Origin of the sequence: Bremerella alba (assembly GCF_013618625.1) — a bacterium.
In the GTDB taxonomy this organism is placed as follows: Bacteria; Planctomycetota; Planctomycetia; order Pirellulales; family Pirellulaceae; genus Bremerella; species Bremerella alba.
Genome location: NZ_JABRWO010000005.1, coordinates 87,095 through 100,288, shown reverse-complemented (window position 1 = coordinate 100,288; position 13,194 = coordinate 87,095). Strand labels below are relative to the sequence as shown.

12 protein-coding genes and 1 tRNA gene are annotated in these 13,194 nt (G+C 54.8%); 6 read left to right on the top strand and 7 right to left on the bottom strand.

Annotation, left to right across the window (positions count from 1 at the left end; genetic code table 11):
* Window positions 1-50: 50 nt before the first annotated feature.
* Window positions 51-314, top strand: coding sequence for a hypothetical protein (locus HOV93_RS10035; protein WP_207396366.1), 264 nt, complete (start codon window positions 51-53; stop codon window positions 312-314).
* A gap of 32 nt (window positions 315-346) precedes the next feature.
* Here the strand turns inward: HOV93_RS10035 and HOV93_RS10030 are convergent, their stop codons facing one another.
* Together HOV93_RS10030 and HOV93_RS10025 are read right to left on the bottom strand one after the other, a co-directional pair.
* Complete coding sequence (locus HOV93_RS10030) at window positions 347-691, bottom strand: hypothetical protein (protein ID WP_207396365.1); 345 nt, start codon at window positions 689-691, stop codon at window positions 347-349.
* 148 nt (window positions 692-839) lie between these two features.
* Window positions 840-1,169, bottom strand: coding sequence for a hypothetical protein (locus HOV93_RS10025; protein WP_207396364.1), 330 nt, complete (start codon window positions 1,167-1,169; stop codon window positions 840-842).
* 251 nt (window positions 1,170-1,420) lie between these two features.
* On the opposite strand from HOV93_RS10025, the gene HOV93_RS10020 reads away from it, so the two are divergent.
* From HOV93_RS10020 to HOV93_RS10010, 3 genes are all read left to right on the top strand, one after another.
* Window positions 1,421-1,492, top strand: a tRNA-Cys gene (locus tag HOV93_RS10020).
* A 647-nt stretch (window positions 1,493-2,139) separates the two neighbouring features.
* Window positions 2,140-2,772, top strand: coding sequence for a response regulator (locus tag HOV93_RS10015; RefSeq protein ID WP_207396363.1), 633 nt, complete (start codon window positions 2,140-2,142; stop codon window positions 2,770-2,772).
* A 141-nt stretch (window positions 2,773-2,913) separates the two neighbouring features.
* Window positions 2,914-4,266, top strand: a complete 1,353-nt coding sequence (locus HOV93_RS10010; RefSeq protein ID WP_207396362.1) for a mandelate racemase/muconate lactonizing enzyme family protein — start codon at window positions 2,914-2,916, stop codon at window positions 4,264-4,266.
* An 81-nt stretch (window positions 4,267-4,347) separates the two neighbouring features.
* Here the strand turns inward: HOV93_RS10010 and HOV93_RS10005 are convergent, their stop codons facing one another.
* Both HOV93_RS10005 and mnmA read right to left on the bottom strand, forming a co-directional pair.
* Complete coding sequence (locus HOV93_RS10005) at window positions 4,348-4,767, bottom strand: hypothetical protein (protein ID WP_207396361.1); 420 nt, start codon at window positions 4,765-4,767, stop codon at window positions 4,348-4,350.
* Between the two features lie 383 nt (window positions 4,768-5,150).
* Window positions 5,151-6,275, bottom strand: coding sequence for a tRNA 2-thiouridine(34) synthase MnmA (mnmA, locus tag HOV93_RS10000; protein ID WP_207396360.1), 1,125 nt, complete (start codon window positions 6,273-6,275; stop codon window positions 5,151-5,153).
* Between the two features lie 342 nt (window positions 6,276-6,617).
* Here mnmA and HOV93_RS09995 point away from each other — a divergent pair, with 342 nt between their 5' ends.
* Window positions 6,618-8,669, top strand: a complete 2,052-nt coding sequence (locus HOV93_RS09995; RefSeq protein WP_207396359.1) for a prolyl oligopeptidase family serine peptidase — start codon at window positions 6,618-6,620, stop codon at window positions 8,667-8,669.
* 194 nt (window positions 8,670-8,863) lie between these two features.
* On the opposite strand, the gene HOV93_RS09990 is transcribed toward HOV93_RS09995, so the two are convergent.
* On the bottom strand, window positions 8,864-9,679 hold the full coding sequence (locus HOV93_RS09990) for a CAP domain-containing protein (protein WP_207396358.1): 816 nt from the start codon (window positions 9,677-9,679) through the stop codon (window positions 8,864-8,866).
* Between the two features lie 638 nt (window positions 9,680-10,317).
* Here HOV93_RS09990 and HOV93_RS09985 point away from each other — a divergent pair.
* The gene (locus HOV93_RS09985) at window positions 10,318-10,791 is read left to right on the top strand and encodes a hypothetical protein (RefSeq protein ID WP_207396357.1); all 474 of its coding nucleotides are present in this window, start codon (window positions 10,318-10,320) and stop codon (window positions 10,789-10,791) included.
* Window positions 10,792-10,864: 73 nt separating this feature from the next.
* Here the strand turns inward: HOV93_RS09985 and HOV93_RS09980 are convergent, their stop codons facing one another.
* Window positions 10,865-11,794, bottom strand: coding sequence for an SMI1/KNR4 family protein (locus tag HOV93_RS09980; protein ID WP_207396356.1), 930 nt, complete (start codon window positions 11,792-11,794; stop codon window positions 10,865-10,867).
* Window positions 11,795-11,917: 123 nt separating this feature from the next.
* Entirely contained in the window at window positions 11,918-13,171 is a 1,254-nt protein-coding gene (locus HOV93_RS09975) for a serine hydroxymethyltransferase (RefSeq protein ID WP_207396355.1), read from the bottom strand.
* Window positions 13,172-13,194 lie beyond the last annotated feature (23 nt).

Genomic DNA, 13,194 nt, shown 5'->3' with positions numbered 1-13,194 from the left:
GTTAAACTACAGTTCTCGTTAATTGCCAAATTCGCTTGCAGGATTTCTCCATGCCAAAGCTTCGCCTAATGCTGGTGCTTCTTACACTGCTGTCGCTCCACGTGATTTCCAATCCCGTGTTTGCCCAGGCAGAGGGTGAAGAAGAAGCCGGTAAGAACTGGGTGCTGAACTACATCTCGGTTGTTCTCAGCGTTGTCGTGGGGATTATCGTGGTCGGTCTTGGATCTAACCGCGAAACCGAGGAAGAACGCAAGCGAGAACGCCGAGAGGCCAAGGAGAAAGAAGAGCGACTGAAGAAGCTCGAACAGAGCTAACCACGTCGCTCTACAAATAAACGATAGCGACTTTAAGTCGCCATCGTTGCCTGAGCTTCTTCGGAAGTGCGGCCAAACGCACCCATCAGTCGCACGACTTTACGTCCGACAACTTCTACGGATTCACAAGCGGCTGCTGATTCACAGACTTCTCCTGCTTTCAGTGCCAATTCGTCGTAGCCATATACATCGCAGCAGCGATAAATGAAGTGGCTCGTGCGACCAACCTCCGACATGTTTCCTTCGCTAATAGCCAGCAAAAGCTGGTCCATACGCGGTGTCAGGCCGTCGAGGAACGCTTGAACGCGGACCCCATTGAATGCCAGACGTTGGTTGAGCTTTCGCAGGTCGGGAAGCGAATTTTGGGTAGGATTCATCGGCCGCCTCGCATGTCACAAATCGCATGAAAATGGTGAATAGCCCCATCGCTTGGGACCTTTGCGAGATCGGCAACCGCTCGGCCATTCGATTGGCACGTTTAGCTTGGTCGATGAAAAAAGATGCGATCTGCGTGAAGACTAACGATTATGCCGCTTTTCGGGGCAACCTGAGAGCTGCTACCTCCGGCTCTGTTTGAATGAGGTCCTGCTCGACAAGTCGCTCCAGGATTTTCTCAACTAGTGGCTGGCGTCTTGCCGTTGAAACGTCTAAATCCTCCTTCTCGAGCGCATCCAGATATTCGCGAACCATTTGCCGCAAACGTGCACGCTGATAGCCATCGGCCTGTGCCAGCGGCCGGTTGCCAGCAGACGAATTGACTCTTTCTCGGGCAATTTCGGTCAACTGACGAACCGCTTGGTTGACGACATGGTCATTCCTAGTGAAACTGCTGACCCAAGCGAATAGATACCGCATGCGAAGATTCCTTCTTCGATCTGACTTTAAAAATGGATGGATATCCATGAATGAAATATCAGATCGAACTTAGAAGGACGCTCGCGGCAGTTATTTGCCAATGGTTTGGTTCTTACTAACTGGTGAAAGCTTGCCAGATATCAAGAAATTCATTGAAGAGGGAGCCCTCAGGCTTCCGATACCATTGTCAAAGTCAGCGAATTTGGAATAATCAAACCAATCGCTATTGATCGCGCAATCGCGATTTTTAAGGCGCCGTGGCCAAGTGGCTAAGGCAGCGGATTGCAAATCCGCCATCGCCGGTTCGAATCCGGCCGGCGCCTCTTTTTTTCTTTTGCGTCAACTGCCTATTTTTCCAGACGCAGCCTCTTGTTTCCTACAAGGGTTTGAGATTTTCTCTGAGAATACTTTTTGCTCTGAAATGTATTCTGTATTACACCCATCAAAGGAATTTGATTTTCAGCCAGAAGTTAATCCCGGTTTTTTTATTGACACCCTTTTGCGGTATTTACGCAGGAACCGGTAGATAACTCAATGAGGTTCAAATAAATGCCGCCAATTAACGGGTGAGTTGCGTGCGGCAATTCCGCAAGCGGTTTGCCGTAAGTAATGGAATGTTCTTGGTTTTTTAACTTCGGCAGAGCATTTACTCCTTCTGTTTATGACGTAGCCCTAGCAATTTTTATGGGTTAGGTTAATCTGTCTCTAGTGGGTGGTGTGGTTGCCGTCTTACGTCACTTGTGGGGTATTCGAGGCAAGCGCAAGATTTTTTTCGTCAAACACGCAGCAACCCACCCCAGATGGCAGGCCAAACCCAGATAGAACCGTATCTCGAGTTGCTTTCGGCCAGGAAGTAGTTCGGGCACAATAAGCGTAGGATGGGCAGTCTTACCTATGACTTGTGCTGTTGGTCGATTCTTCAACAGAATCCAAGATGCGGCTTACTTAGATATTGATTGTGGAGTAATCGATGGCAATTCGAGTTCTCGTTGCGGATGACCACGAAGTGGTTCGTTGCGGACTGAAAACATTGGTAGCAGACAGTGACATTGAAATTGTCGCCGAAGCAGCAACAGGAGACGGCGCGATCAAGTTGGTCGACGAAGTTAAACCTGACGTTGTGCTTCTCGACATTCGTATGCCTGAGGGAGATGGTTTAACGACGTTGGGGCGTCTTAAGCTCGATCATCCTAATCTGCCGATCCTGGTTTTATCGACCTACGATAACCCCACCTATGTCGCACGTGCCGTTGCTTTGGGGGCATGTGGTTACGTCCTTAAAGGGGATTCGCGAGATCGTCTGCTGGACGCCATTCGCACCGCCAACCGAGGCGAAAATGCCTGGACCCGCGACGAACTGCGCCGCGTGACCGGTGCTTTGGCAACGCCACGTCTCAATGCGGACGTGGAAGTCCCGCTGACCCAGCGAGAAAGCGAAGTGCTTCGTCAGTTGGCCTTAGGGTTGACCAACAAAGAAATCGCTCAGGCGCTGCACATCAGCTACGAAACGGTCAAAGAACACGTCCAGCATATCTTGCGCAAAGTAGGTGTGTCGGATCGTACGCAGGCCGCAGTCTGGGCGGTCCGTAAAGGGCTGGTTTAGCACCGCGTTAGTTTTTTTGGTCGCGGTGGGTATCACGAGATACCTTCTGCGGAACGTTTCAGGTGACGTGGCCCGTTTTCACGTCACCTGTCAGCGCTTACGATGAGTGGCTTCTTCTTCCTTCTGCCAGGACGAGCCACCATGAGTAAGCCCACCGACGTCGTCGTTCGCGAAGTTAAGCCATCGACGAACACCATTCAATATCGTACCCCCATGAAGTTTGGGGGACGCATCGCTACCGACGTGACTATGTTCAACGTCGAGATCACCGTCGAAACCAACAGTGGTAAGATTGGCCACGGTTATGGCTCGATGCCGTTGGGCAATATCTGGGGTTGGCCATCTCAGCAGGTCGACAGTAGCCAAACGCTGCAAACCATGGTGGAAGTCGCCCATCGGTTTTCGGCCGAAGCCAGCAAGCTCAATGAGGCCGCTCATCCGCTGCAGCATTCCCGCTCGCTACATCAACCGCTCATCGGTATCGGCAAGCAGTTGGTAGCCGAGCTTTCCCTGCCAGAGTCGATCCCCGAGTTGGCCTTGTTGGTCGCCGGAAGTCCTGTCGACGCGGCCCTGCACGATGCCTATGGCAAAGCGCTTGGGCTAAACAGTTACAACACGCTCGGAAAAGAGTTCATCGAGGAAGATCTCTCTGGCTTCTTGAACGAAGACTTCGCCGGCGAGTACCTCGATCAGTACACCACGCGTCAGCCGCAGCCTACCATGCCGCTGTATCACCTGGTGGGGGCGCTCGATCCGCTGGACCACGACGAACTCGAGCAGCCGGTTGGTGATGGCCTGCCAGAGACGCTGCCCCAGTGGATTGCGGCCGATGGGCTGACGCATCTGAAAATCAAACTCAACGGAGACGACCTCGACTGGGATGTGGCCCGGGTTGCCAAGATCGACAAAGTTTCGACCGCTGCCCAAACCAAACGCGGCATCACGTCGTGGTTTTATTCGCTCGATTTCAACGAGAAGTGTGCCAGCGTGCAGTACGTGCTGGACTTCCTAGCCAAACTGCAAGAGGTCAGCCCTGCGGCGATGGATCGAGTTCAGTACATCGAACAGCCGACCCATCGCGATCTTAGCAAGCATCCTGAAAACAAGATGCACGCAGCCGCCAAGATTAAGCCGGTGGTGATCGACGAGTCGCTGATCGGTCTCGACACGCTCTTTCTTTCACGCGAGCAAGGCTACAGCGGTGTGGCGCTCAAAGCGTGTAAGGGGCACTCCGAGGCGTTGCTGATGGGGGCCGCAGCCCAGAAGTATAACTTGTTTCTGTGCGTGCAGGATCTGACGTGCCCCGGGGCGTCCTTTCTGCATTCGGCCAGCATCGCGGCTCGCTTGCCGACGATCGCCGCTATCGAAGGGAACGGTCGGCAATACTGCCCTGCCGGTAATGACGCCTGGCGAGATCGTTTTCCCGAGATGTTCAACATCACCGACGGCACCGTGGGGACCGGTGTTCTCACTGGCCCAGGCCTGGGCTTCTAAGAGCAACCCACGATTCGAAACGAAAACGGGACCAGCATTTTCACTGGTCCCGTTATCTTATCAGTTACTGACTTCGCCGTCTTAGAACTGGCGAGGACCGCCGACGGTTGGTGTGGTCGTTGTATTGTAGTAGGTGTGCTGCGTCGCGTCCCACGAGACGTTCGACTGGTGAGCCGAATAGCGGTACATCATCGGAACGGCGTTAGCCGAAGGACGCAGGTTGTTAATGCCGTACCACTGTTGCGAGATCATGCGAGCTCGGCGAGCCGATGCGGTCAGTTCCGCACGGCGGCGGCGAGCAGCGGACGGATCTTCATAGCGACGCATCTCTTGCAGGTAAAACCACATTTCGGGGGTCGCATTGCCTAGCGAAGGAACATCTTCCACGCTCAGTGGTTTCTTTTCTTCGTTTCCATCGACCACCTTCAACTCTTGAGCGTTGACCTGTGAGGTCAGGGCGACGATAGCCAAAACGAACGTGAAGGGAATCAGCTTGGTCATTGAGGTTCTACTCCAGAATATGGTTGTCGACGCAACGTCTCGACAGGCTGCGCTCACGCCGGATCGGCAACCCAGCACGCGTACGTCTTCTAGAGTCGGCCAGAAAGGGGTTGAATCATCGGCAAAATCGAGATTTCCCTCGCTCGTTTCCTCGCACCCTCGTTAAGCTCGTACCAGCTTTCCTGTCTTGCTGGATGCACTGATGGCACGCCGGTGCATGCAGCCAGGGAAAGAAGGGAGACAACTCCGCGCTGCCTGCGTTTGGCCCAGAGCTTTATCTCTGGGCTAACCATGCATTCAGGATGCATTCCCCGTGTTGGGGCCCTCAGTTTTAAGATTCACCTAGTGTTAGGCTTTCCCTCAGATCTCGTGCGTACTCACCGTTATTCGATCCAGCCGCCGCCTAGTACGGTGTCGCCGTCGTAGCATACAACGGCTTGGCCGGGGGCGACGCCGTTGCGCGGCTGGTCGAAGGTCACCGCGATGCGTCCTGCCGGCAGCATCTTAACCGTGGCCGGCAGCGCCGCGCTGTTGTAGCGGATCATCGCTTCGCAGCGAAACTCGTCCGACTTGGGCTGGACCAGCCAGTTGCACTGGTTGGCGGTTAAATCCGCACAGCCTAGCTCTTCGAGCTTTCCGAGAACCACGCTGTTTTCGACCGGGTCAATCTTCACCACGTAATGAGGCTCGCCCAGGGCAATGCCTAGCCCCTTCCGCTGGCCGATAGTGAACCGCTCGATCCCGTCGTGCTGTCCGACGACGCTGCCATCGGTTAGGACGAAATCGCCTGCCGTCTGGGCGGCCGGTCGCCGCTGTTTCACAAACTGATCGTGCTTGCCACTGGTCACAAAGCAGATTTCCTGGCTGTCCTTCTTATCGGCCACACGCAGACCTGTCTCGCCGGCCATCGCGCGGATTTCATCTTTGTAGAAATCACCCACCGGCAGCAGCATCCGCTTGAGGTAGTCTCGTTGAATGCCGAACAGCACATACGTTTGGTCTTTGCCCGGATCGACGCCACGAACCATTCGCGGAATGCCGTCGGATTCGTCCGTGGGAACCAACTTCGCGTAGTGCCCGGTAGCGACGTACTCGGCCCCGACGCTATCGGCGTATTCGAATAACTTGCCGAACTTGATCCAGTTGTTGCACATCACGCAAGGGTTGGGGGTCCGGCCGCGGATGTACTCGTCGGCGAAGTACTCCATGATCTGACCGAACTCTTGTTGCAGATTCAGTGCGTAGAACGGAATGTCCATCCGATCGGCGACCCGCCGCGCGTCGGCTGCGTCGGAAGCACTGCAGCAGCCTTGCTTGTGATCGGCACGCTGATTGAGAATTTGCAGCGCCGTTCCACCCCCAGGGGCATCCAAGCTGCACTCAGCCACCGGGCTCTCTTCGCCGTGGCGCATGAACACCCCAATGACGTCGTGACCGTCACGCTTCAATAAATGGGCGGCGACACTACTATCGACGCCCCCAGACATGGCTAATACAACGCGTGCCAAAAGTGCTCTCTTACGATTTCAAATGTCGATGAACGGATGAATCTCTGGGCTAACCTATTTGAATTGGAGGCCCTGCCTCTTGGTCGATTTCTGCGACTTCCCATGCATTTTAGAAAACGTCCCCTTCATTGAGACACCCCCAACAACGGCGGAGATCCGCGAATTGGTCAAATTTCGGCCAATTCTCCCAGGTTGTCACAGGGGTAGCCGCACGCGTACGATGGAAACCTACACTCGACACCCAGGAAATCCCACGGAACATGGAGTCAGTTGATGCGTGCGATCCCCTTGCTTCTGGTTGGTTTGATCTCATTTATTTTGCCTCACGGAGGAAATCTCGTCATGGCGCAAACGGCCACGGAAACCCCGTCCGATGACCCTAATCTTTGGCTGGAAGACGTCACCGGCGAAAAGGCCCTCGACTGGGTCAAAGAGCAAAACAAAGAAAGCACCGCCCAACTGACCGAGTCGCAAGGCTTTCAGCAGTTGGAAGAAAAGATCTTAAAGATCCTCAACTCGAACGAGCGAATTCCCTTCGTCGTCAAGCGTGGCCCTTACTACTACAATTTCTGGCAAGATGGCGAGCACCCGCGAGGCCTGTGGCGACGCACCACGCCCGAAGAGTACAAGAAGGATAATCCCGAGTGGGACGTCATCATCGATGTCGATGCACTGGGTAAAGAGGAAGGCGAAAACTGGGTCTGGCACGGCGTTTCGATGCTGAGGCCAGACTACCGCCACGCCATGGTCAAGCTCTCGCGCGGCGGGGCCGATGCAGATATCAAACGCGAATTCGATATGGAAACGCGTGAGTTCGTCCAAGACGGTTTCTATCTGCCGGAAGCCAAGAGTCGCGTCTCGTGGAAGGACAAAGACACCTTGCTCGTCGGCACCAACTTCGGCGAAGGCTCTCTCACCGATTCTGGCTACCCACGTATCGTTAAAGAGTGGAAACGTGGCACGGAACTAGAACAAGCCAAGACAATCTTCGAAGGCGAAAAGACCGACGTCAGCATCACCGGCGTCTACGACAAAACGCCTGGCTTCGAGCGCGAGTTCGTCAGCCGCGCGATCACCTTCTATACCAGCAAGCTGTGGCAAGTGGTCGACGGCGATCTGGTCGAGATCGAGAAGCCTGACGACGCCGAAGTGAACGTCCACCGCGAGTGGATCTTCATTCAGCCTCGCAGCACATGGGAAGTCGGCGGCCAGAGCTACGAACCAGGCGCCCTCCTGGTGGGTAACTACGACGACTACATGAACGGCAAACGCGAGTTCACCGTGCTGTTCGAGCCTACCGATCGCAAGTCGTTGGCCGGTTACAGTCCGACCAAGAATCACTTGATCGTCAACGAACTGGACAACGTCCGCAACAAGATCTACCTGTGGACGCCTGGCGAAGATGGCAAGTGGAAAAGCGAGCCCATGCCCGGCGTGCCAGAGTTCGGTACGATCTCGGTCGGTGCGGTCGACGAAGAAGTGTCGGACGAGTTCTTCCTTACGGTTACCGATTACACGCTGCCAACAACGCTGTACCTGGGCACCGCCGGCGATCCGGCCCTAGAGAAGCTCAAGTCGCTGCCGGCGTTCTACGATGCTACCGGCATCGTGGTCGAGCAGTTTGAAGCGACCTCGCAGGACGGCACCAAGATCCCTTACTTCCAGGTTTCGCACAAAGACCTAAAGCTCGACGGCGAGAACGCCACGCTGCTCTACGGCTACGGCGGGTTTGAAGTTCCGATGGTGCCCAACTACTCGGCCACCACCGGTACCGCCTGGCTCACCGAAGGAGGCGTCTTTGTCGTGGCCAACATCCGCGGCGGCGGCGAGTTCGGACCGAAGTGGCATCAAGCGGCACTGAAAGAGAACCGCCACAAAGCGTACGAAGATTTCATTGCCGTGGCTGAAGATCTGATTGCCCGCAAGGTGACCAGTCCCCAGCATCTCGGCGTGATGGGTGGCAGTAACGGCGGTCTGCTTACAGGCAACATGCTGGTGCTTCGCCCCGACCTGTGGGGCGCTGTGGTCAGTCAGGTACCGTTGTTGGATATGAAGCGATTCCACTTGCTGTTGGCCGGTGCCAGTTGGATGGGCGAGTACGGCAACCCCGACGAGCCAGAGCAGTGGGAATTCATGAAGACCTTCTCGCCGTATCACCTGGTAGAAGAAGACGTGAAGTACCCCAATACTCTCTTCACCACCAGTACCCGCGACGACCGCGTTCACCCTGGCCATGCCCGGAAGATGGTTGCCCGGATGAAGAAGATGGGACACCCGGTTCTCTACTACGAGAACATCGAAGGGGGCCACGCCGGCGCCGCCGATAACAAGCAACGCGCCTTCATGACGGCGCTAACCTACGAGTTCCTCAAGCAGCAACTCATGGGCAAGTAGTTAGCATCATACCCTGTTCCCTCTCCCCGCTCGGGGAGAGGGCTGGCAGCGGCTCAGTGGTCCTGCAAGCCAGAGTATGCCATGAAATAGGATGGTGAATGATTCTTTCGAGGGGGAGCTTGTACTTTACATACTGTTGAACGAAATACTTTGATTCGATCGTGGTGACGTTACACTTCGCATTCGACCTGCGGTCACTCCTTCTCTTTCTTCACACGAAGCTCATTCTCGTCTTCTTCAATCGAGAAATGATCTCCCGTTTTCGGCTGTACCTGTGCGTCGGCCTCGCCGCTTTTGCCCGGAAAGTCGAACTTCACTGGGGCTAAACGGCAACTCATGTGGGTGCGGGTATAACGTGGCGGCAGTTGAAAGCTTTTTTCGCCCATTGAATAGCCAACTTCCTTGTCTGCATGGTTGGCAATCTGAAATTCGATTGCGTCGGACTTGGGCCGACCGAACATCTGTACGGCATACCAGTGGCTAGTCTCCTTACTCACCGCGACGGCCACGCCGGTCTCACGAACGTCCCGATCGAGCATGTTTTCGCGATGGCCGGGCGAATCTTTCCATCCCTGCACGAATTTGTCGGCCAAAGCTTCGGTCTCGGTTCCGGCCGAGTTGTATCGATATGCGATGTTTTCGGCCACGATGCAGTATTGGTAGTCGTGTTCGGAAGCCCGGTCGGCGGGGCGATTGCCGTCGGCTCGATGCCCGTACCTGTCTGTTCTTGCCATGTAATCCGCAAATGTCTGGGCCGTGGCGGCTAGTTTCGAATTGGTCTTTACCGGTCCCCTACCCTGGGCTTCGCGAAACTCGTTGGTCTGCCGGACAATTAACTCCGCGACCTGCTGTGCGTCGACGTCAACGTCTTCAATCGGTTGACCGGCTCCCTTAAGAATCTCAACTTGGCTTTCCTCACGCTCTTGGCTGTGGGCAAGCCCAGTCAGCAGGATCATTAAGGTTACGGATCCAAAAACGAGAGTGGAGTGGTGACGCGTCGTTCGTTTCATGGTGAGTTTCCAAGGCTTTAAGTTGCAAAAAATAAGTTACCGGCGAAGCATCCCCGAATTGAAAGCTTGCAACTAGTCAGAAGCATGTTTCGTGCCAACTGAAGCTCGGCCAAAGCCCACCTGGGATTGGCTTAGCTGCCTGCGTTCGGCAACGCAGATGCCCATCCCTCTAGAAAAGCCCGCGCACTATCTTACTGAAGCGTTTATCCTCTAACTTGCATTTATCGTCCTCGGATCACTCTTGCTTCAGGGGCCATCTAGCTTTTTCACGCAGACACGTAAATGCGAAGAAGCGACCGGTAATAATACTGGGCCGCGCTCTGAATCGCTCGAAGCGAAGCCACGCCTACACAGACGTGAGCATGGCACCTGAGTCGGACAGCACGCACCAGCGTGGGCCTCCGTGACGCCCCAGCAGGCAAGTAGGTAGCGAGCAGTGACGCGAAGCAGACGGATCGCACTGAATGCGGTCTGCACGGGGTGGGCATGCGCCTATCACCATTCGAAGGCCGAGCGGCTTGCTATAAAGATTTCCATAAGTTGTGGAAATAGCTTGCCTGGCTGCCTATGCTGTGGGTCTGGGTCTACCCATAGGGACTGTTTGTATCGGCCGACATCGAAATTCAAGAGGAAGATAAATGGCAACTGTGATCGAAGCAGCTGGCGACAAAATCAAAATCGACAAAGGGTTTGTCTCGGGCAAAGACCGTATTTCGGTGAACGGGGAGGTCGTCTTTGAAGGCAAGTTAACCGATGATGAGCCCCAAAATATTTATTTCGGCAGTCGTGAATACACACTCCGCCAATCGGTCGTCAGTCGAACGACCAGAGCCACGGCTATTCAACTTCATATCTTCGAGAACAAGACGGAAGTTCATTCCGGCCTCTACGATCAGCACGGCAAGCCGGTAAAAGATCAAGCCGAGGCAAAGTCCAATGGGGCCGTTCAAGTCTGCGGGATCGCCGGAGGAGTCATTGGCGTTATCGTCATGTTAGTGTTAAACCGCGAAACGGGGATCGTCCCAGGCGGGGCCATTGGGGGCGCCATCGGAGGCGGAGTTGGCAGTGCGATCGGTTATGGGGTTGGCGGGCTGATCTTCGGGAGCAAGTGACCGCAAGGTATCCCTCGATAAGAGCGAATCAACATATCACTGGATGCCACGTTTGGCGGGCGGGTAACGATACTTACGTGTCGGTGTGTGGTTTTCGTAATTCGCCGTTCACGAAAATCTTGTTGTATCCGGCAACACGGATGTGATCTCGTCCTTTTATGGAACCAAAGTCGAATTCGAGACCATCATCTTCGAACAGCAAATTGCCGTGATGAATTTTAAGTATGAAAGGTAGGTCAATTACACGGTAACTATTTTCCAGTGGATTAGGGTGCTTTGGCAATGATTCTGAAGTGCTCGCCCTGCCCTTCACCGATTCCATCCAGGTGACACGAATCCCATTGAAATCGAATTCAACTTCATGACAAGTATCAGGGGCTCGTAGTCCTGGGCCGAGTGAATTCACCGAATCTTCAAGCTCTAATCGTTCAACGAGTAGCTCTGGGGCGTCAGAAAGTGCTTCCAGTAAATCGTTTGACCGTTTGAAGAAGGAGAGGAAGCTTTTGCCGGACCAGTAAACGCCGTCGGGGTCGTGGACGAACATGATCATCTGGCCATAGGTGCCCTGTTGAGTTGGATCAGCATCGAAATATAGCTGTTGGTTGCTGCCATACGAATTGGTGAAGGCCAACCACTTACGATGTCGTAAGAAGTAACGTTGGATGCGTGGATCACGCTCGCCCCAAGATTCGTTATCATGCCATTGGGAATATAACGCCTGATCATAGGGTGCGAAAAGTTTCCACTGCGATATAACCTCCTTGATCGATAGAAAGGCATGAGGTGTAAACTCCTCATCTTCACCATCGGCCAGCCAAAAGTATTTTCGTGATCCGTTAGATAGTTGCCAAAGATCTTTGAGATCATCACATACGGTGATGCCGGTAACTTCAGTCAGAGTGTCGATTTGCGTGTTGCTCGCTGGTGGAGCCGTTTTGAGAGGAAAGCCGATACGGTCAAAGACACGAGAGAGCCGTTCAAACTCGGCATGAATTGTTGTCAATGTTCACGCTCCAACGTTGGGGAAATAGTTGCGTGAGTGCGAGGCTCTACAAAAAAAGCGTAGCCCCATTCAGAGGCTACGCACCGTTTAACACGCGTTGATCCGCTATTCCCACGGTGGTGTTTAATGCAGTTCAACCGCCTGGCCTGGCACGGGGAACTGTTCGCACATGGTGACGACTTCGCTGCGGATGCGACCATGAATCGCGGCATCTTCGGGGGCTTTCAATGCTTCCAGGATCCAGCCGCCGATGGTCTTCATTTCGTCGGTTTTCATGCCGCGGGTGGTTAGTGCCGGCGTTCCAATTCGCACGCCGCTAGGGTCCATCGGCTTACGTTGGTCGAATGGGATCATGTTTTTATTGACCGTGATGCCACTGGCACCCAAGGCGTTTTCGGCTGCCGTACCGGTCGTGCCGACGGCCGTGACGTCGACCAACATGAGGTGGTTCTCGGTGCCGCCGGAGACGAGCTTCAGGCCACCGGCCATCAGCGCGTCGGCCAGGGTCTTGGCGTTGTCGACCACTTGTTGGGCGTACTGCTTGAACTCGGGCTGCAACGCTTCCTGGAAGCACAACGCTTTACCGGCGATGACGTGCATCAACGGGCCACCTTGGGTGCCGGGGAAGACGTTGCGGTTGATCATCTTCTGGTGCTCTTCCTTGCACAGGATCAGACCAGAACGCGGGCCACGTAGCGTCTTGTGACAGGTCGTTGTCACAAAGTCGGCATACGGCACCGGGCTATTGTGGATGCCGCCGGCGACCAGACCGGCATAGTGAGCCATGTCGACAAACAGCTTTGCTCCGACATCGTTGGCGATCTCGGCGAACTTTTCGTGCGGGATCTCTCGTGGGTAAGCGGAAGCACCCGCGACGATCAACTTCGGCTTGTGCTCTTTGGCCAGCTTGGCGATCGCGTCGAAGTCCAAACGATGTGTTTCAGGGTCGACGCCGTAATTGATGAAATTGTACAGAATGCCGCTGACGTTCAGCTTCATGCCGTGGGTCAGGTGGCCACCATGGGCCAGGTCCAAGCCGAGGATCGTGTCGCCCGGCTCAACGGCGGTCAGGTAGACGGCAAAGTTGGCCTGGCTGCCGGCGTGCGGCTGGACGTTGGCGTGCTCGGCGCCAAAGAGCTGTTTGGCTCGGTCGATGGCTAACTGCTCGACCACGTCGACATGTTCGCAGCCGCCGTAGTAGCGACGCCCGGGGTAGCCTTCGGCGTACTTGTTGGTCAGTACGCTACCGACGGCCTGTTGAATGGCAGCGCTGGTGTAGTTTTCCGAGGCGATCATTTCCAGACCATCGGCCTGACGGACCTGTTCGGCCTCGATGGCTGCCCAAACTGCGGGATCGTTTTGCTTGATTAAGTTCATGGCAACGTCGTGGTTGAGACCTA